Below are 18,903 nucleotides of genomic sequence, written 5' to 3'. Positions count from 1 at the left end.
GCAAGGATGTGAGCTAGTCTGCAAGAATTCAAACATTTGTTCGAATTCTTGCCGTCGACAACAACCGGAGTCTCCCCATGCTCACCCTGATCCTGCTGCTCGCGGCCATCATCGGCCTGCTCGCGGTGATGCGCCGCGAGGCGGGTGCCCTGCCCGCCCTGGCCGTGCTCGCCGTGACCGGCCTGGCCAGCCTGCTCTTCGCCTCTACCCTGCTGGGCGTGCTGCTGCTGGCCGGCGCCGCCGGGGTGGCGGTGGCCGGCCTGCCCTCGCTGCGCGTCCGCTGGCTGTCACCGCGCCTCTTCACCCTGTTCAAGAAGGTGTCGCCGAAGGTCTCGGACACCGAGCGCGTAGCACTCGAAGCCGGCACCGTGGCCTGGGACGGCGAGCTCTTTACCGGGCGTCCAGACTGGGAGGCGCTGCTCGGGTACCGCGACGAGGGCCTTACCGAGCAGGAACGGGCCTTCCTCGACCACCAGTGCAGCGTGGCCGCCGGCATGTGCAACGCCTGGGAGATCGCCCGGGAGCGCGCCGACCTGCCCCAGGAGCTGTGGGACTACCTCAAGCGGGAAGGCTTCTTCGGCATGATCATCCCCCAGGCGTACGGCGGCCTCGGCTTCTCTGCCAAGGCCCAGTCACTGGTGCTGCAGAAGCTCTCGGTCAGCGAGACGCTGATGGTCACGGTGGGCGTGCCCAACTCCCTCGGCCCGGGCGAGCTGCTGCTCAAGTACGGCACCGAGGCCCAGAAGGACCATTACCTGCCGCGTCTGGCCGACGGGCGCGAGATCCCCTGCTTCGGCCTCACCGGCCCCCGCGCCGGCAGTGATGCCACGGCCATCCCCGATACCGGCGTGGTCTGCCGGCAGGAGGTCGACGGCGAGGAGGTGCTGGGCCTGCGCCTGAACTTCGAGAAGCGCTGGATCACCCTGGCGCCCATTGCCAGCGTGGTGGGGCTGGCCTTCCGTCTCTTCGACCCCGACCACCTGCTGGGCGAGGAGAGCGATCGCGGTATCACCCTGGCGCTGATCCCGCGCGACACCGCGGGCATGGAGATCGGCCGCCGCCACCACCCCATCGGCAGCCCCTTCCTCAACGGCCCCATCAAGGGCAAGGACGTCTTCGTACCGCTCGATACCATCATCGGCGGGCCCGAGATGATCGGCCAGGGCTGGCGAATGCTGGTGGAGTGCCTCTCCATCGGCCGCTGCATCACCCTGCCCTCCGGCGCCACCGGAACCGCCCGCTACGCCCTCGGCTGGAGCGGCGGCTTCGCCCGCATCCGCCGCCAGTTCAACGTGCCGGTCGCCGAGATGGAGGGGGTCCAGGAGCCCCTGGCACGCATGGCCGCGCTGGCCTATGTCTCCCGGGCCGCGGTCTACCAGACCGCCAACACCATCGACCACGGCGAGAAGCCGGCGGTGCCCTCGGCGATCCTCAAGAGCCAGCTCACCGAGTTCCAGCGCCAGATCCTCGGCGACGCCATGGACATCCACGGCGGCAAGGCGGTGACCCTGGGGCCGCGCAACTACCTCGGCATCGGCTACAGCGCCAATCCGGTGGCCATCACCGTGGAAGGCGCCAACATCATGACCCGCAACCTGATGATCTTCGGCCAGGGGGCGATCCGCTGCCACCCCTACGTGCTCGAGGAGCTGGCCGCCAAGGACGCCGACGACCTGCAGGCCTTCGACCGCGCCTTATTCGGCCACGCCGGGCTGATCTTCGGCAATGCCGCCCGTGCCCTCACCCAGGGCCTGGGAATCGGCCGGGCGGCCGTGCCCTTCGACGAGGTCGCCGCGCCCTATGCCCGGGACGTCGCCCGCCTCTCCGCCGGTTTCGGGCTGTGCGCCGATGCCGCCATGGCGAGCCTCGGCTCAACCCTCAAGCAGCGGGAGATGCTCTCGGCCCGCCTGGGCGACGTGCTCTCCAACCTGTACCTCGCCTCGATGACGCTCAAGCAGTGGCACGAGGGCGACAAGGTCGAGGGCGAGGCCGCGCTGCTGCACTATGGCTGCCGCTTCCTGCTGGGTCGTGCCGAGCAGGCCCTGGACGAGCTCTTCGACAACCTGCCGAGCCGTGCCCTGGGCCGGCTGCTGCGCATCGTCGTGATGCCCGCCGGCCGCCGCTGGAAGCGCCCTCAGGACGCCCTGACCCGCGAGATCGCCCAGGCCGTCTCCCGCGACACGGCGCTGCGCCGCTACCTGCTGGAAACCACCTGGCAGGAGAACGACGGCAGCCGGGACAACCCCCTCGCCCACTACAACGCCCTGCTCGCCACCCAGGAGCGCGCCGAAAAGCTCTACCGCCAGGTCCAGAAGGCCCATGCCAAGGGCGAACTGCCGGCGCACGCCCTGCACCCCGAGCAGAAGGTGGAGGAGGCAGCCAGAGCCGGCATCATCAGCGAAGACGATGCCACCTTCATGCGCGAGCGCGAGGCCGAGGTGCTGGAGCTGCTCAGCGTGGACGACTTTGCCTACGACGCCTTCGTCACCGACAAGTCCCGGGTCCTGTGGCATACCGAGGAGCCATCGGCCATGGCCTGACCGGCCACCACGCCACCCTCCCGCCCCGGCCATCTGCCGGGGCGTTCTGTTAGGAGCCTGTCGGATTTGACCGATCGTCACGAGAGATTCGGATTTCGAGACAAGTTTATCGATCTGATGAGGCGAATAGCCCGCTATTTAACGAATCAGATCGAATAAAATTGACCGGAAGGCCGGATCTCGCAGTAGATCAGCGTTAAGTCCGACAGGCTCCTTAGAGGGGCCAGACCATCAGGATCATGGGAATGGCCACCGCCACCACCACGACCTCCAGCGGCAGGCCCATGCGCCAGTAGTCCCCGAAGCGATAGCCCCCGGGGCCCATCACCAGGGTGTTGGACTGATGGCCGATGGGCGTGAGGAAGGCGCAGGACGCGCTGACGGCCACCGCCATCAGGAAGGGGTCCACCGACACCTCGAAGCCGCGCGCCAGGCTTGCGGCGATGGGGGCCATCAGCACCGCCGCCGCAGCATTGTTGATGATGTCGGAGAGCATCATGGTGATCACGAAGAGCCCCACCAGGGTGACCACCACCGGCCACTGCCCGCCCCAGCCCAGCAGGGCGTCGGCGATCAGCGCCGCCCCGCCACTGGTCTCCAGCGCCTCGCCCACCGGGATCATGGCGCCCAGCAGCACCAGCACGGGGCCGTCGATCGCCTGGTAACCCTCACGCAGCGGCAGAACCCCCACCAGCAGCGAGGCCAGGGCCGCCGTGGCAAGCGCCACCGCCGCGGGCAGCACGCCCAGCAGGATGGCCAGGATGGCCGCGGCGAAGATGGTCAGGGAGACCAGCAGCAGGCGCGGCTGTCCCAGGGAGAGGTTGCGGCTGGCCAGCGGCAGGCAGCCCAGGGTCGCCAGGCTCTCGGAGAGCTCGCTCTCGCCACCCTGCAGCAGCAGCACGTCGCCCGGGCGGAAACGGATGTCGCGCAGGCGCTGCTTGAGGCGCCCCCCGTCGCGGGCCACGGCCACCAGGTGCAGGCCAAACTGGTTGTGCAGGCGCAGCTGGCCGACGGTGCGATTGACCATCATGGAGTCGTTGCGCACCACCGCCTCGACCAGCTGCAGCCCCTCGGTATCAACGCTCTTCTTTTTCTTCTCTTTCTTGCTCCCCTTTTCGTCCTCCTCGTCATGCGCCCTGCCCTGCGCCGCCGGGTCCTTGGCCGGCATTGCCGCTTCCCGCGTATCGTCGTCGGTCTCGGCCTGCTGCGCCGTCTCGTCACCTTCCTCGGGTTCCTTGCCCACGCGAAGCCCCGCCTTGTCCTCCAGCAGCTTCATCTCCTCGGGGCCCGCCTCCAGCAGCAGGATGTCGCCGGTTCGCAGCTCACCATGGAAGGCATGGCCGGCGCGGCGCCGGTCATCGCGCACCACGGCGAGCACCGGAATGGTCTCCTCCAGGGCCTCGTGCAGGTCTCGCAGCGTCCAGCCGTTGGCCTTCGCCTCCTCGTCCACCTCGAGTTCGACCAGGTAGTTGGCGGTGTCGAACATCTCCTCGGTGGAGGCCTTGCCGGCACGCTGGGGCACCAGCCGCCAGCCGATCAGCAGGATGAAGGCGAGCCCGGCCAGGGCCACCGCCACGCCCACGGGAGAGAAGGAGAAGAGCCCGAAGGACTCGCCGATGACCGAGCCCCGGTAGCTGGCGATGATGATATTGGGCGGGGTGCCGATCAGGGTGGTCAGCCCGCCCAGCAGCGAGCCGAAGGCCAGCGGCATCAGCAGCAATGACGGCGAGGTGTCGTGCTCCCGGGCCAGGCGCATGGCCACCGGCAGCAGCAGCGCCAGGGCCCCGACGTTGTTCATGAAGCCGGAGAGCACCACCACCGTCCCGGTCAGCGCGGCAAGCTGGAGGAAGAGCCGCTCCCCGACCTTGAGCACCTGCTGGGCGATCACGTCCACCACGCCGGAGCGCTCGAAACCGCGACTGAGCACCAGCACCGCGGCCACGGTGATCACCGCCGGGTGGCCGAAGCCGAGGAAGGCCTCCTCGCCTGGCACCAGTCCCAGGATCACCGAGCCCAGCAGCGCCGAGAGGGCTACGAGGTCGTAGCGGAAGCGCCCCCAGACGAAGGCGGCAAGCGTCAGTCCCAGGACAATGAAGACCAGCGTGCTGTCGGCCATGACACCTCCCTGTCCCTTCATGGAGACTCAAGCACACCAGCCGCGGGACAGAAAAGCCAGCCCTTTCGCCCGCCCGGATGCGAAGAACCCGGCAATGGCCGGGTCCGTCGGGTTGAGGTGTCGCGAGGCCTACTTCCTGGCCATCTTCTCCAGCATGGCATTGACGGCCTCGAGGTGCTCGGGCTCGTTGTGGCACATACCCTGGAAGGTCGCACAGAGGTCGAGGAAGTCGGGCAGCTCCATGCGGCTGCCCATCTTCATCAGCCGCTTGGTCAGTCGCGTCGCCTTGGGGGGCTGGGCCGCCATCTGCCCGGCCATCTCGCCGACGCGCTCGAGCAGCGCCTCGGGCTCGGTGACCTCCAGCACGATGCCATACGCCTTCGCCTCCTCGGCATCGATCACCCGGCCGGAGAGCGTCAGCTCGAAGGCACGCTGATAGCCGATCAGGCGCTGCATGAACCAGGCACCGCCGTCGCCGGGAATGATCCCCAGGTTGAGGAAGGTCTCGCCGAACTTGGCCTTGCGGGAGGCGATGCGCACGTCGGCCATGTTGGCCAGGTCGAAGCCGGCGCCGATGGCCGGGCCGTTGACCGCGGCGATGATCGGCACCTCCACGCCCTGCAGGGCCAGCGGAATCCGCTGGATGCCCCGCCGGTAGCGGCTGGCGACCTCGGCCACGTCGCCGGCGAAGTCGCCGCCGCGCTCGGCCATGTCCTTGACGTTGCCCCCGGCGGAGAAGGCCGAACCCGCGCCGGTGATGACCAGCACGGAGACCTCATCGCAGGCATTGACCCAGTCGGCCACGGCCACGATGTCATCCACCAGGGCGGTGCCGGTCAGGGCATTGCGCACGTCATGGCGATCCAGGGTCAGGGTGGCCACCCGCCCCTCCAGCGTCAGGCGGGCATCGGTCAGTTGCGGTCGGGTCAGGCTCATGCTCGGGCGTCCTCGTCGGTGGCAGCAGTGTCACGGTCGACGATAACCCGGGCATCCACCACCGCATAGCCGTCGGCGTTGACGATCACCGGGTTGAGGTCGAGCTCCTTGAGGTCCGGGTAGGCGGCGACGATGCTCGACACCTTGAGCAGCAGGTCGACCAGCGCCTCCTTGTCCACCGCGGACTCGCCGCGCACCCCCTCGAGGATCCGCTTCGCCTTGATCTGCTCCACCATGGAGCGGGCGTCATGGCGCGACAGCGGGATGGCGCGAAAGGCGACGTCCTCGAGGATCTCGACGAAGATGCCGCCGAGGCCGAACATCAGCACCGGCCCGAAGATCGGGTCGCGGATCACCCCGACGATCACCTCAACGCCCTTCTTCGCCATGGGCGTCACCAGCACGCCCTCGATCTCGGCGTTGGCGTCATAGGCCCTGCAGGCGTCGAGGATCGCCTCGCGGGCATCCCGCATGGCGGCTTCGCCCACCACGTTGAGCTTCACGCCGCCGGCGTCGGACTTGTGCAGGATGTCCTTCGAGACCACCTTCATGGCCAGCGGCGTCTCGCCAAGCGCTGACGCTGCCGCGGCAAGCTCGGCCTCGTTCCTGACCACCCGCTCCTCCGGGACCTCGACGCCGTGGTCGCGCAGCAGCTGCTTGGCCTCGTACTCGAAGAGGTCACGCCCCTCGGCCCGTGCCTGCCGGAACATGCTGGTGAGCTCGGGACGGGCCTCCACCGGGGTCTCGCGGGACTGGCCACTGGCCTGGGCCAGGTACTGGCCGCGCTCGCCCAGCGCCGCAAGCACCCGGACCGACTGCTCGATGGAGGCATAGACCGGCAGGCCCGCCTCGTGAAGGCGACGCAGCGCCGGCGGCTTGATCGGCGTATAGAGGCTGTAGATCACCAGCGGCTTCTCGGTGGCGTTGGAGAGGTCCACCATCGCCTCGGCGCCACGCATCTCGTCGCCCAGCAGCGACTCGGCGAAGCGGATGCTGTAGCCGCCGAACATGCCCACCAGGAAGACGCTGTCGACATTGTCGTCGGCGGCGACAATCTCCATGCAGGTGGCGAGCAGCGAGGGATTGGCGTCGGTGGAGCCGGCCACGTCGACCGGGTTGACGGTGGACGCCTGGGGGAAGAGCACCTCCCGCAGCTTCGCCCGCGTGGCCTCGGAGAGCTCGGCGAGCTCCAGGCCCGCCTCGGCCAGGCGGTCGGAGGCGATGGTGGCCTGGCCGCCGCCGTCGGAGATCACCGCCACCCGCTTGCCGCGGGACTTCTGCAGCAGCCCCAGGCCCTCGGCTACCGGGAGGATCTCGTCGGAGTACTGCACCACGCTGACCCCGGACTGCCTGAGCAGGTCCACGGTCATGGCGTAGCTGCCGGCCAGGGCCCCGGTGTGGGAGCTGGCGGCCTTCTGGCCCTGCTCGGTGGAGCCGGACTTGTAGACCACCACCGGCTTCATGGCGGTGACGTCACGGGCCACCTCGAGGAACTTGCGGCCGTCCCGGAAGCCTTCCACGTAGAGGGTAGCGACCCGGGTGTGCTCGTCCTCGCCCAGGTAGCGCAGGTAGTCGTTGAAGCCGATGTCGCTCTGGTTACCGGGGCCCACGTAGGTGGAGAAGCCCACATGGCCGTTGTGCTGGGCCTCCAGGGCCAGCGACAGCAGCATGTTGCCGGACTGGGAGATGATGCCCACGTCGCCCGGCCTGACGTTATCCAGCGCCAGCAGGTTGATATGGTGATGCAGGTTGAACACGCCCGAGGTGTTGGGGCCGATGATCCGCACGCCGTGCGCCTCGGCCTTGGCCATCATCTCGCGCTCGAGCGCCGCACCCTCACCGCCGACTTCGGCAAAGCCGCTGGCGAGTATCACCGCCCCCTTGATGCCGCGACGGCCACACTCGGCGATCAGCCCCGGCACCGTGGCCGCTGGCGTGCAGATCAGCGCCAGCTGGGGGTTGCCGGGGATCGCCGTGACCGAGGGCCAGGCCTTGACCCCGAGGATCATGTCGGCCTTGGGGTTCACCGGGTAGATGTCGCCGCGATAGCCGTCCTTGATCAGGCCGACCATCGCCTTGTAGCCCCGCTTGGTGGGATCGGCGGAGGCGCCGATCACCGCGATGCCGGTCGGCGCCAGGATGTCGTGCAGCGGGCTGCGGGTCGGGAGGTGTCCTTCGATGGGATTCATGTGCTGATGACCTTGACCGCAAGGGTCGTTGAACGGTGACAACGGGCCCGGCAGCCGGCCGGGCAGGGAAGATCGTGATTACTTGCCCTGGAACCGGGGGGTGCGCTTCTCGGCAAAGGCGTCGACGCCCTCCTGCCAGTCCTCGGTGGTGGAGCAGGTGAAGACCGCATCGAGCTCCTGCTGCAGCTGGCTCTCCAGGTTCGTGTCGCTGCCCTGGTTGACCAGCCGCTTGAGCATGGCGATGGAGACCGGCGCCTGCTTCGCCAGCTCGCCGGCCAGGGTGCGGGCCTCGTCGAGCAGGGAGTCGGCGGTCCAGCTGGAGGTCGCCAGGCCGATGCGGGTGGCTTCCTCGCCATCGATGCGCCGGCCGGTGAAGAGCAGCCGGCGCGCCTGGGCCAGGCCCACCAGCTCGGGCAGGAGCTTGGAGACACCGCCGCCCACGCAGGTGCCGATGCTGGTCTCCGGGAAGCCGATCTGGGCATCCTCCGCCATCAGGATGAAGTCACAGGAGACCGCCATCTCGGCGCCGGCCCCCAGGGCATAGCCATTGACGGCGGCGATGACGGGCTTGTTGAGACGCAGGATCGCCTCGCAGACGTCGTTGCCCAGCTGCAGGTACTGGCGGCGCTGGAACAGCGAACGCTTGGCGCTGCCATGCTCCTTCATGTCGGCGCCGACGCAGAAGGCGCGACCCTCGCCGGTGAGGATCACGGCACGGATATCGACATCGGCGGAGACGACGGCGAGGACATCGAGCAGCTCGGTATACAGCGTCTCGACCACGGCATTGAGGCGATGGGGCCGGTTGAAGCGAATCTCCATCACCTGGCCGTGGCGCTGGGTGATCAGGGTCTCGTAGGCGGGATGCTTGGCGGAGTGGCTCATGTCGGGTTCGGTCGTTCCTGGAGTGGCTGACGATGAATGAAACAAACGTATCAGTCACTTTGACAATGAGGCACGTCTGTTTTGCCGGCATCCTAGACGACAATCCGGAGAGGCGTCAATACATCCGTGTCATGGTTTTTTGCCATGGGACACATTTGTTTCATTCATGCCGGCCCGCATGCGTTACAATGCGCGCTGCCACGATGGGCGGATGCCATCAACATGATCAGCTGAGGAGAACCGCGTGCTGGAACCGCAGACCCCGAGCCAGGAGGCGCTGCCGGAGGCCCCGGCGGGACTGGATGCCGTCAACCAGCAGCTGGCCGAGGCGTATCCGGAGCTGAGCCCGCAGCTCAAGCTGGCCGCCGGCTACGTGCTGGAACACCCGGTGGAGATCGCCTTCCAGTCGATCCGCAAGTCGGCCACGGCCGCCGAGGTCACGCCCTCGACGCTGATGCGGCTGGCCAAGCGGCTCGAGTTCGAGAGCTATGAACAGTTCCGCGAGGTGTTCCAGTCGGCGGTACAGGCCGGTCCGGTGGAGCTCTCGGGGCGGGCCAGCCAGCTGCGTAGCCTGGCCAACCAGACCGATGATCAGGTGTTCCTGGACGTGGGAGACGCGGCCTTCGACAACATCGGTCGGCTGTTCACCGCCGACAACCAGAAGAAGGTCCGCGAGGCGGCCCGGCTGCTGCTGGGCGCCGGCAAGGTGGCGGTGGTCGGCTTTCGCGACACCTTCGCCTGCGCCTACCACTTCGCCTACGTGGGGCGCATCGCCATGCCCGACATCTACCTCATCCGCGGGCAGGAAGGTGGCCTGCTCACCGAGCTGGCCCCCTTCGGCGAGGGGGACGTGGTGATCGCCTTCGGCTTCGAGCCGTACTGTGCCGAGACCATGCGGGCCCTGGAGATCACCCGCGCCAACGGCGTGAATGCCATCGTGGTTACCGACACCATGCGCTCGCCGCTGGTCCCCGGCGCCAGCATCACCTTCCCGGTGGCCAATGCCACGCCGCACTTCTTCCCCTCGATCCTCTCGGCGATCACCCTGATCGAGGTGCTGCTGGCCGAGTGTGTGGCCTTCGGCCCCGACGACCTGGTCGACAACGTGGCACGCTTCGAATCGCGGATGCGCGAGATGGGCGCCTATGTGGAGCACAGTTAAGGGGCAAGGAGCCAGCCACAAGGGTGTTACCTTGCTCCTTGATCCTTGTCACTGGCCGCAGGCCTTCAGGGAAGCAGGATGGTGGAGCCGGTGGTCTGGCGCCCCTGGAGGGCCTCCTGGGCCTTGCCGGCCTCCGCCAGCGGATAACGCTGCGCGATATCGACCTTCACCTTGCCGCTCTGGAGCATCTCGAAGAGCTCGCCGGCCATCCACTCCAGCCGCTCGCGGGTGTCGGCATAGCCGTTGAGGCTTGGCCGGGTGACGAACAACGACCCCTTCTGATTGAGGATGCCGATGTTGACCCCCTCCACGGCGCCCGAGGCGTTGCCGAAGCTGACCATCAGCGAGCGCGGCTTGAGGCAGTCCAGCGAGGTCTCCCAGGTGTCCTTGCCCACCGAGTCGTAGACCACGTCGCACATCGCCCCGTCGGTAAGCTCGCGTACCCGCGCGACGACGTCCTCCCGGGTATAGTCGATGGTCGCCCAGGCGCCGTTGCGCTCGGCCAGCGCCGCCTTCTCAGGCGAACTGACGGTACCGATCAGCTTCACGCCCAGCGCCCTGGCCCACTGGCAGGCGATGGAACCCACGCCACCGGCGGCGGCGTGCCAGAGGATCGTCTCGCCGCCCTTGAGCTCGCGGGTCTGGCGCAGCAGGTACTGCACGGTCAGGCCCTTGAGCATGCTGGCGGCGGCGGTCTCGACGTCGATGCCGGCGGGCAACGCCACCACCTTCTCCGCCGGCAGCACATGCTGCTCGGCATAGGCGCCCAGCGGCCCCTGGGCATAGGCGACCCGGTCCCCCGGCTTGAGGTGGGTGACGCCCTCGCCCACTGCATCCACCACGCCGGCCCCCTCGGTGCCCAGACCGGAGGGCAGCGACGGGGCCGGATAGAGGCCAGTGCGAAAGTAGATGTCGATGAAGTTGAGGCCGACGGCCTGGTTCCTCACACGGACCTCGCCGGGCGCCGGCTCGGCCGGGGCGACGTCGACGAGCTCGAGGACCTCGGGGCCACCGGTGCGGGCGAACTGGATGCGCTTGGCCATGGGAGTGCTTTCCTTGTGCTGCCTTCGGGATGGGCCCACCAGTCAAGCGCCGTGGTCCCCCTGGGTCAAGTCGCGCCGCGCTCAGAGCGTGGCGGGAAAGGTTTCCAGGCCGCGGATGAAGCGCGCCTTGTAGTCATCGAACTGCTTGCGGTCACGCTTGAAGGACTGGATCACCGCCGCCTCGTCGAAGGTCAGTGCCCGGGGCAGGTCCTCGAGGGAGGTGGCGGGATGCTTGGGACCCAGGCCGATCCGCATCCCGGCCTTGCCGTCCAGCCAACGGGTGATGCCGGCGTCGCGAAAGCGCGCCTCCTGCTCGGCATCCCGGGCATCGACCCGTAGGGGGGCCTTGAGCGCCAGCTCGGCGACCAGGCGCTCGGCCGGCCGCGCCACGCCCTCCTGTTGCGGGTCCTGGTCAAGCTCGGCCAGCAGCATCACGGTCATGCTGCTGCCGAGCTCATCGAGCACGAGCAGGGCCAGCGCCACCGGGCGCGACTGGTCATCCACCAGCGCCAGCACCCTGGCCGCCTCCTGCTTGACCAGCACGCCCAGGGTGCCGGCGAAGGTGGCCAGCGGCCTGAGGCCCGCCTCCTGGCCATAGGCCTCGGCACACAGCCGGGCCAGGCAGGCCTCGCGCTGCCGGGGGTTCTTGATATGCACGACTCTCATCTCACGCTCCTCGCATCGTCGGGTCCGGCACCATCACCAGGGTCGAAATCGCGCAGCCTACCATATCCAGGCCATGGCGGATGGCGATACGCTGTAGGCCGCTTCCTCGCCGCCAGTGGACGGCGCCTCGCAGACCAGGACGACCGAGCATGCCCCACCCCGACATCCCCCTGCCCCGCCTGATCGCCCACCGCGGCCTATCCGCCCATGCCCCGGAGAACACCCTTTCCGCGGTGCGCGCCGCCCACGCCGCGGGCGTCACCTGGGTGGAACTGGACGTGCAGCTGCTCGGCGACGGCACACCGGTGATCTGGCACGACGCCAACATCCGGCGCTGCTCCGATGGCCGTGGACGCCTCGCCGACCTGGACCTGGCCGCGGCCCGCCGGCTCGACGCGGGCAGCTGGTTCGGCGACGCCTTCCTGGGCGAGCGCATGGCCACCCTCGGGGAGATGCTGGCCCTGCTCGACGAGCTGCAGATGGGGGTGAACCTGGAGCTCAAGGTGAATCGCGGCCGGGACCCCCGGGCCCTGGTGGAGGCCGCCCTGCCCCCGGTGATGGAGGCGCTGTCGCCGGCACGCTGCCTGGTCTCCTCCTTCAACGACACGGCGCTAGCCCAGGCGCGCGCCCTGGCCGGGCCCGAGGCGCTGGCGCTCGGCGTGCTCTTCGAGGCGGTCGGCCGCGACTGGCGCCGGCATTGCGAGCCGGTGCAGGCCTACAGCGTGCATGCCGACTGGCGGCGCCTCAAGCCGTCGCGCGTTCGCGAGGTCGTCGAGGCCGGCTACCGGCTGCTCTGCTATACGGCCAACGATCCCGCCGCCTTCGCCCCGCGCTGGCAATGGGGGGTTGAAGCGGTGATCAGCGACGACCCGGCGCGCTTCCTCGGCCATCTGCCCGACGCCTGACCTCCCCTTCCCCACAGCAGGCGGGCCGCCTCGAAAGGCGGCCCGCAACATGGCAAGACGCGTGTGCACGATCAGCGCGTGACGGGCTCCGGCTCGAGGCCATCGTCCGTTTCTACCGCCATGTCGTCTTCCACGGCGATCGGCTCCTCGGGTTCGGCAACGCGCGCCCGACGCGACCGGTGCTCGACCATGAAATAGAGCACCAGGCCGACACCCAGCCCCCAGGCGGCACCGTGGGTCGCCAGCACTACCCCCATGATGCCGGCCACGCCCATGGCGGTCGCATTGCGGATCTGCTCCACCGCCACGGCGATGCACAGGTAGCCGGTGATCAGCAGGGTGATCGACAGGGCGATGGGCAGCACCGGCCGGAACAGGGTGATCAGCGGCAGCATGAACAGCGCCAGGAAGCCGACGATCCAGAACACCGAGGCGCCGGAGTAGATGGTATCCATGGCCTTGCGCCCGTAGCGATAGCGCTCGGCGATGGTCGCCATGGCACCGGTGAACAGCGGGCCGGCCAGCCCCGGATAGGGGGCGAGGAAGGCGTGCATCAGGTTGCGCAGGCCGGTGATCAGGTGAACGCGATCGACATTGACCTCGATCTTCTCGTCGGGCCGCAGGTGGTCGACCCGCTTGATCAGGCTCTGGCCGACGATGATGTCACCGAAGGCGATGATATAGGCGATGACCGCCGTGGGGATCGCGGTCAGCAGCAGCTCCAGGCCCGGCAGCCCGACCGCGAAGGGCAGGTAGCCCCAGATACCGGCGAAGTCGGGAATCGCCATGCCCCACTCGATCTCGGGCAGCGGGTACTCGCCCACGCCCCAGCCGATGGCCATGGTCACCAGCATGCCCGGCACCATGCCGTAGGCGGCGATGTTGCGCGCCCAGCGATGCCTTTCGGCGAGGTCGCGAAACGACAGCGAGAAGAGCACGTAGAGGGTCACCAGGCCGCCGATGCCCAGCGAGATCGGCGTGTTGTAGAGGCGTCCGCCGGCGCTGATCTCGCCGCTGATCGCGGCGATGCCCGCCCCCAGCAGGATGCCGGCCTTGATCGAGTCGGGAATGTTGTTGACCAGTTTCGAGCCCAGCCGGGTCACCGCCATGAACAGGAAGATGGCCGTCACCATCAGCTGCAGGGCCACCATGGCGCGGATCGCCTCGGGGCCGGGCGTGAAGTCACTCAGGAACAGCAGTACCACCGGGATCGCGGGGGTGATCCAGCCGGCAATGAAAGGCACGCCGAGCAGGGGTGGCAGGATGAAACCGATGCCGCAGACCACCACGAAGGCCAGCGCTACCTCGTAGGGCACCCCCAGGTACTGCTCGAGCAGCGGGATCATGCCCATGGCGATGACGAACATCACCAGCGCCTGGACGGTCTCGGGGACCTCCCAGCGGAAGTGGATGAACGGCAGGCGCAGCTTGAAGGGGCCGAGGGGCCAGTAGGGATGTTCTTCACCGTATTCGCGTTTGAGCAGCACGTCGGTTCCTCATCGTGTCGGATTGGGCATGAGCGGTCCTCGTCGAACATTGTTGTTGTTGGCCATGGCCGTTTTACGCAGGTGCAGCAAGAGAGGACATTCGACCTTCTATCGAACGATGGGCGGCGTGAGCGTCACTTGGTGTCGACAATCATCACTTCAGCCGCCGCCCACCAAGCAAGATGACGCCATGGAGCCGATCGAGCTCCGGAATGTTGTCGACACTTTCCCGGGGAGATTGACGACGTTTACGTCAACGTCATCCATGGGTGACGAGAAGGCAACCCGTGCCCGAGCGGCAGGAAAACCGACAGGGTGGATGCCAGCGCCGTGCGGCGGGCACGACCAAAGTGCAAGGCTCAGGGCACGGCGACGAACACCCTCGCGCCTTCCACCTCGGCACTGGCCAGGCGCTGGCCATAGAGGCGCTCGAGGGCGGCGGGGACCAGCATGCTCTCCGCCGGGCCCCAGCAGGCTTCGCCGCTCGGGTAGAGCAGCAGCAGGTGATCGCACCAGCGAGCGGCCAGGTTCAGGTCATGCAGGCACAGCATCACGGCGCGGCCGCCGGCCGACTGCCCGGCCAGCAGGCGCATCACCGCCACCTGGTGGTGCAGGTCCAGATGATTGGTGGGCTCGTCGGCGAGCCAGATGCCCGGATCCTGTGCCAGCAGGGTGGCGATCGCCAACCGCTGGCGCTCGCCACCGGAGAGGGTAGCCACCTGGCGACCACCCAGCTCGGCCAGGCCGAGTCGCGCCAGGGCGCGATGAGCCAGCGCCAGGTCCTCGGCGGTTTCCATCTGCCACGGCGAAAGCCAGGGATGGCGGCCGATCAGGGCGGTCTCCTCCACCGTGGCAGGAAAGCCATCGTGATGTTCCTGGAAGACCAGCCCCAGGCACTGGGCCAAACGGCGACGGCGCAGGCGCGTCAAGGGCACGCCATCCACCTCGATCCCGCCGGCGCGCGGCGAGCGCAGGCCGGCCAGGGTATGCAGCAGGGTGGTCTTGCCCGCGCCATTGGGTCCCAGCACGCCCCACACCTGGCCCGGCAGCACGGCGAGGTCCAGGGGGTCCCCACCCTTGCGGCCCGGCACGTCGATGACCAGCCCGCGGGTCTCCAGGCGACTCATCAGCGGCTCCGATGCAGCAGGTAGAGGAAGGTCGGCACGCCGAGCAGGGCGGTGATCACCCCCACCGGCAGCTGCTCGGGGGCGATGATCGTCCGCGCCAGGGTATCGGCCAGCACCAGCAGGGTGCCGCCGGCCAGGGCACAGGCGGGAAGGATCAGCCGCTGGTCGTTGCCCAGCGCCAGGCGCAGCAGGTGCGGCACCACCAGCCCCACGAAACCGATGCTTCCGGCCGTGGTCACGGCGACGGCGGTCACCAGGCTCGCCAGCAGGTAGATCAACCACTCCAGCCGTCGGACCGCCACGCCCAGGGCCGCCGCCTGCAGCCCGCCCCGGGCCAGCACGTTGAGGCTTCGCCCGAGCGGCACCACCAGCAGGCAGACCAACCCCAGCAGGCCCAGCGCGACGCCGGGGCCCCGCGCATGGGCCAGGTCGCCCATCAGCCAGTAGAGCATCCCCGGCAGCTGGCGGGACGGGGTGAGCGACAGGATCAGGGTGATCACCGCTCCCCAGCCTGAGGCCACGACCACCCCGGTGAGCAGCAGCCGCGAGGGGGTCCAGCTGCCGGTCCCATGGGCCAGGCCGAACACCAGCAGGGTCGCCGTCAGGGCGCCGGCAAAGGCCGATCCCGAGATCAGGGCGCTGCCCAGCCCCGCCAGCATCGCCAGCAGGGCACCCACCGCCGCACCGCCGGAAAGTCCCAGCACATAGGGGTCCGCCAGCGGGTTGCGCAGCAGCACCTGCATCAGCGCACCGGCCACCGCCAGCAGGCCACCGGTGGCGAAGGCGGCCAGGGCTCGCGGCAGGCGCAGCTCCAGGATCAGGGTGCGTGACAGGGCGTCGCCCCCGCCCACCAAGACGGCGAGGCCATCCGACAGGGGCACCGTGGCGCTGCCCAGGGCGACGGCGAAAACCAGGGCCGCCAGGGCCACCGCGGCCAGCCCCCCCAGGGTCAACGCCAGGTGGCCCAGGGTCAGGTGCCCCTGGGCAGCGCGCGGGCTAGCGCCGCCCACGGGCCACCTCAAGCCGCTCGCAGAGGAGCCGGCTGCCCTCGAGCAGGCGCGGCGTGGGGCGCTGGAGCAGCGACGGGGGCACGAAGAAGAGGTTGTCGCGAGCCACCGCGGTCAGCTCGGGAAAGCGCTGCCAGTCTTCGAGCCAACTGCGGTTCTCCTCCCCTCGCCCACCGGCGAGGATCACCTCGGGGTCGGCCGCCAGCAGGGCCTCCTCATCGATGCGCGGCACCAGCCGCGCGAGACCGCCGAAGACATTCACGCCCCCGCAGAGCGTCACCACCTTGCCGATCAGGTGCTCGTCGTTGACGGTCATCAGCGGCGAATCCCACACCTGGTAGAACACCGTCACCGGTGGCGCGTCGGCATGGCGTGCCGCCAGCTCGGCCAGCCCCTGGCGAAAGCGCTTGGCGGCCAGGCGCCCCTGAGCCTCGCTGTCGGCCAGCCGCGCCAGCCGCTCCAGGGCCGTGGCGATGCCCTCGAACGCCCGTGGCTCGATCCGGAACACCGGCACCCCCAGCCGCTCGAGGCGCTCCACCTGCGCGACGGGATTGCCGGTGACCCAGCCGATCACCAGGTCCGGCTGCAGGGCCACCAGGCGCTCCAGGTCCAGGCGGTCATGGCTGCCCACCGAGGGCAGCACCTTGGCCTCGGGTGGATGGTCGCTGTGATCCACCGCCGCCACCAACCGCTCCCCTGCCCCGGCGGCAAAGAGCAGCTCGGTGGCACCGGGAGAGAGCGCGATGATCCGCTCGGCCGGGTCCGCCAGGCAGACCTCGCGGTCGGTATCGTCGATGGCGCAGACCTGATCGGCAGCGGCCGGCCCGATGAGGCCGGTCAGCAGCATGAGCAAGAGCCCGGCCATGCCGGGCAGACGGTGAGTCACTGGCGACTCCCTAGGGACCAAAGTGGACACTGACAAAGCCAGCTCGGCCGGCGTTGATGTAGTCGAAGGGGATGCTCTCGAAGGTGGCAAGGTCGAAGTCAGCACCCTGGGCGATGGCATACTCCTTGTCCGTCAGGTTCTCCACGGTGGCGCGCAGCGACCACATCGGCGCAAACTCCCAGCCGGCCCGCAGGTTGACGATGCCATAGCCGGGCAACCGCTGCTCGTTGGCGCTGTCGTTGTAGCGATGGTTCTGGGCGATCCAGGACGCGCCCAGCGACCACTCCCCCAGTTCGCGATCGATATCGAGACGCAGGCCCTGGGTGGCACGGCGCGCCAGCCGGTTGCCGGTATCGCGGTCTTCGGGGTCGGTATAAGTCAGCGCCGTCGCCAGCGTCCAGCCGTCAAACTCGGCACCGACGGTGAGCTCGGCGCCACGAATCCTCGCCTCATTGACGTTGACAGGGCGGAAGCTGGCATCCAGGGCAATCAGGTCCTCCACCTCGGTCCGGTAGGCGGTGAGATCCCAGAACCAGGCGTCGTACTGCCCGCGCATGCCCAGTTCGACCGTCTCGGAGGTTTCGGCTTCCAGGTCCGGGTTGCTCGAGCCGACGAAGGGGAAGTAAAGCTCGTTGAAGGTCGGGGCACGAAAGGCCGTTCCGAAGCTGGCACGCAGGCTGTGACGGGCATCCAGCTCATAGCCCAGTGCCAGGCTGCCGGTCAGTTCCTCACCGAACGCCTGGTTGTCGTCATGGCGAAGGCTGAGCTGGGTGGTAAGCGGCTGGAAGTCCAGCAGCCCCTGGGCGAACACCGCCCGGTTGTCGCGGCTCTCCTTGTTGAAGGCGAGCCCGGACGTCTGGCTGTCGCCGAGATCATCTTCGCTGTACTCGGCACCGACCACCACTTCATGCTGGCCGAGGGCCAGGGTGTTCTTCCACTGGGCGGTACGGGTCCGGGTCTCGAAGAGGGAACTGTAGGTCGGTGCTAGCGTATCACGCTCGTCACGCGCCTCGCTGAGGGTGAGCCGGCTCGTCCATCTCTCGGTGAGTGGCAACTCGGTATAGATGCCTGCCACCTGCTGCACGAAATCATCCTCAGCCGGCCCGGACGCGTCGAATTCCGTGCTCCCCCTTGACCGCAGCGCCAGCATGCCGATCTCGGCCCCGCTGTCGAAGGTGTGGGAAAGTCGTACCAGGCCGGTGGTGTTGTCATACCCCTTGTCGTCCCCATCACGGCGCACCGGTGCGCCCTCGGTATCGAAACGGCTGGCGGCAAAATGGTAGCGGGTGCCGTCCTCGGCGCCGGAGAGACTGGCGGAGTAGCGTTGAGTCTCGAAGGAGCCACCACCAACCGAGATGCGCGGCTGGGGACCGCCCTCTTCCCCTTCCGGCGTGAACAACTGGACCACGCCACCCACCGCGTCGGCGCCGTAGAGACTGCCGCGGGGCCCGCGCACGATCTCGGCGCGCTCGAACATGCGCGGATCCAGGAACTCCCAGGAGGCCGCCCCCGTGGTCGCCGAGCGCAGCCGGATCCCGTCGATCAGCAGCACATTGGCATTGCTGCCCGTCCCGCGAATGAAGACGCTGCTCTGCTTGCCGAAACTGCCTTGGGTGGTGACATCCACCCCGGGCTGGCCACGCAGCACATCGGTGATGCTGGCGGGATCCTGGCGACGCAGGGCAGCCTCGTCGATCACGGTGACGGAGGCGAGGCTCTGGTCGGCGGTGCGGGGCGCCAGGGCGGCGGTCACGACCATCGGATTGAGCTCGACGGTTGGGGACGCCTGGTCGGTGGTGTTCGCCTGGGCGTGGACGGCCAGCGGAAGCGCGGCAAGGCCAAAGACGGCCAGGCCCTGGGCGGCGTGGTTTATGGTTTTCATGGTGTGTCCCTTGCTCACCGTGCTCACCCGCACGGCGTGATGGCGTATTGAGCGCCGAGGCGGCAAGGGGTC

The 18,903-nt window shown here is 68.6% G+C and carries 14 protein-coding genes; 3 read left to right on the top strand and 11 right to left on the bottom strand.

Translation table 11 applies throughout. The annotated features are described in order from the left end of the window. Positions 1 to 77: 77 nt before the first annotated feature. Positions 78 to 2,540: an acyl-CoA dehydrogenase gene (locus P8934_RS05940; protein WP_278033364.1), complete on the top strand. Its 2,463-nt coding sequence runs from the start codon at positions 78 to 80 to the stop codon at positions 2,538 to 2,540. 214 nt (positions 2,541 to 2,754) lie between these two features. On the opposite strand, the gene P8934_RS05935 is transcribed toward P8934_RS05940, so the two are convergent. The 4 genes from P8934_RS05935 to P8934_RS05920 form a co-directional block, all read right to left on the bottom strand. Further along, entirely contained in the window at positions 2,755 to 4,656 is a 1,902-nt protein-coding gene (locus tag P8934_RS05935) for an SLC13 family permease (protein ID WP_278033363.1), read from the bottom strand. 129 nt (positions 4,657 to 4,785) lie between these two features. Beyond that, positions 4,786 to 5,592, bottom strand: coding sequence for an enoyl-CoA hydratase-related protein (locus tag P8934_RS05930; RefSeq protein ID WP_278033362.1), 807 nt, complete (start codon positions 5,590 to 5,592; stop codon positions 4,786 to 4,788). Further along, entirely contained in the window at positions 5,589 to 7,781 is a 2,193-nt protein-coding gene (locus P8934_RS05925; RefSeq protein WP_278033361.1) for an acetate--CoA ligase, read from the bottom strand. The genes P8934_RS05930 and P8934_RS05925 overlap by 4 nt, the downstream gene beginning before the upstream one ends. Positions 7,782 to 7,859: 78 nt before the next feature. Beyond that, entirely contained in the window at positions 7,860 to 8,666 is an 807-nt protein-coding gene (locus tag P8934_RS05920) for an enoyl-CoA hydratase/isomerase family protein (protein WP_133635979.1), read from the bottom strand. A 244-nt stretch (positions 8,667 to 8,910) separates the two neighbouring features. On the opposite strand from P8934_RS05920, the gene P8934_RS05915 reads away from it, so the two are divergent. Then, on the top strand, positions 8,911 to 9,828 hold the full coding sequence (locus P8934_RS05915) for a MurR/RpiR family transcriptional regulator (protein WP_278033360.1): 918 nt from the start codon (positions 8,911 to 8,913) through the stop codon (positions 9,826 to 9,828). A 65-nt stretch (positions 9,829 to 9,893) separates the two neighbouring features. Here the strand turns inward: P8934_RS05915 and P8934_RS05910 are convergent, their stop codons facing one another. Further along, on the bottom strand, positions 9,894 to 10,871 hold the full coding sequence (locus P8934_RS05910; RefSeq protein WP_278033359.1) for an NADPH:quinone reductase: 978 nt from the start codon (positions 10,869 to 10,871) through the stop codon (positions 9,894 to 9,896). Positions 10,872 to 10,952: 81 nt separating this feature from the next. Next, positions 10,953 to 11,537 (bottom strand): hypothetical protein, encoded by a 585-nt coding sequence (locus tag P8934_RS05905; RefSeq protein ID WP_133636136.1) that lies wholly within the window; start codon positions 11,535 to 11,537, stop codon positions 10,953 to 10,955. A 149-nt stretch (positions 11,538 to 11,686) separates the two neighbouring features. Between P8934_RS05905 and P8934_RS05900 the strand changes: the two genes are divergently transcribed. Then, on the top strand, positions 11,687 to 12,442 hold the full coding sequence (locus P8934_RS05900; protein WP_278033358.1) for a glycerophosphodiester phosphodiesterase family protein: 756 nt from the start codon (positions 11,687 to 11,689) through the stop codon (positions 12,440 to 12,442). Positions 12,443 to 12,513: 71 nt separating this feature from the next. On the opposite strand, the gene P8934_RS05895 is transcribed toward P8934_RS05900, so the two are convergent. From P8934_RS05895 to P8934_RS05875, 5 genes are all read right to left on the bottom strand, one after another. Then, positions 12,514 to 13,929: a xanthine/uracil/vitamin C permease gene (locus P8934_RS05895; RefSeq protein ID WP_278033357.1), complete on the bottom strand. Its 1,416-nt coding sequence runs from the start codon at positions 13,927 to 13,929 to the stop codon at positions 12,514 to 12,516. A 359-nt stretch (positions 13,930 to 14,288) separates the two neighbouring features. After that, the gene (locus P8934_RS05890; RefSeq protein ID WP_278033356.1) at positions 14,289 to 15,056 is read right to left on the bottom strand and encodes an ABC transporter ATP-binding protein; all 768 of its coding nucleotides are present in this window, start codon (positions 15,054 to 15,056) and stop codon (positions 14,289 to 14,291) included. Continuing rightward, a complete protein-coding gene (locus P8934_RS05885) occupies positions 15,056 to 16,003 on the bottom strand; it encodes an iron ABC transporter permease (protein WP_278034002.1) in 948 nt (315 codons plus the stop codon). The genes P8934_RS05890 and P8934_RS05885 overlap by 1 nt, the downstream gene beginning before the upstream one ends. Before the next feature lie 49 nt (positions 16,004 to 16,052). Next, complete coding sequence (locus P8934_RS05880) at positions 16,053 to 16,910, bottom strand: cobalamin-binding protein (protein ID WP_278034001.1); 858 nt, start codon at positions 16,908 to 16,910, stop codon at positions 16,053 to 16,055. A 49-nt stretch (positions 16,911 to 16,959) separates the two neighbouring features. Beyond that, the gene (locus tag P8934_RS05875; RefSeq protein ID WP_278033355.1) at positions 16,960 to 18,831 is read right to left on the bottom strand and encodes a TonB-dependent receptor; all 1,872 of its coding nucleotides are present in this window, start codon (positions 18,829 to 18,831) and stop codon (positions 16,960 to 16,962) included. Between the last annotated feature and the right edge of the window lie 72 nt (positions 18,832 to 18,903).

Origin of the sequence: Halomonas sp. CKK8 (assembly GCF_029625235.1) — a bacterium.
Classification (GTDB): domain Bacteria; phylum Pseudomonadota; class Gammaproteobacteria; order Pseudomonadales; family Halomonadaceae; genus Halomonas; species Halomonas ventosae.
The sequence above is the reverse complement of the archived record's forward strand: the minus strand, read 5'-3'. Positions and strand labels throughout refer to the sequence as shown.

Coding starts and splice junctions, on each gene's coding strand:
- P8934_RS05925 (WP_278033361.1), bottom strand. CDS start 7,781: ATGAATCCCATCGAAGGACACCTCCCGACCCGCAGCCCGCTGCACGAC.
- P8934_RS05910 (WP_278033359.1), bottom strand. CDS start 10,871: ATGGCCAAGCGCATCCAGTTCGCCCGCACCGGTGGCCCCGAGGTCCTC.
- P8934_RS05890 (WP_278033356.1), bottom strand. CDS start 15,056: ATGAGTCGCCTGGAGACCCGCGGGCTGGTCATCGACGTGCCGGGCCGC.
- P8934_RS05875 (WP_278033355.1), bottom strand. CDS start 18,831: ATGAAAACCATAAACCACGCCGCCCAGGGCCTGGCCGTCTTTGGCCTT.
- P8934_RS05940 (WP_278033364.1), top strand. CDS start 78: ATGCTCACCCTGATCCTGCTGCTCGCGGCCATCATCGGCCTGCTCGCG.
- P8934_RS05905 (WP_133636136.1), bottom strand. CDS start 11,537: ATGAGAGTCGTGCATATCAAGAACCCCCGGCAGCGCGAGGCCTGCCTG.
- P8934_RS05930 (WP_278033362.1), bottom strand. CDS start 5,592: ATGAGCCTGACCCGACCGCAACTGACCGATGCCCGCCTGACGCTGGAG.
- P8934_RS05920 (WP_133635979.1), bottom strand. CDS start 8,666: ATGAGCCACTCCGCCAAGCATCCCGCCTACGAGACCCTGATCACCCAG.
- P8934_RS05935 (WP_278033363.1), bottom strand. CDS start 4,656: ATGGCCGACAGCACGCTGGTCTTCATTGTCCTGGGACTGACGCTTGCC.
- P8934_RS05880 (WP_278034001.1), bottom strand. CDS start 16,910: ATGCTGCTGACCGGCCTCATCGGGCCGGCCGCTGCCGATCAGGTCTGC.
- P8934_RS05900 (WP_278033358.1), top strand. CDS start 11,687: ATGCCCCACCCCGACATCCCCCTGCCCCGCCTGATCGCCCACCGCGGC.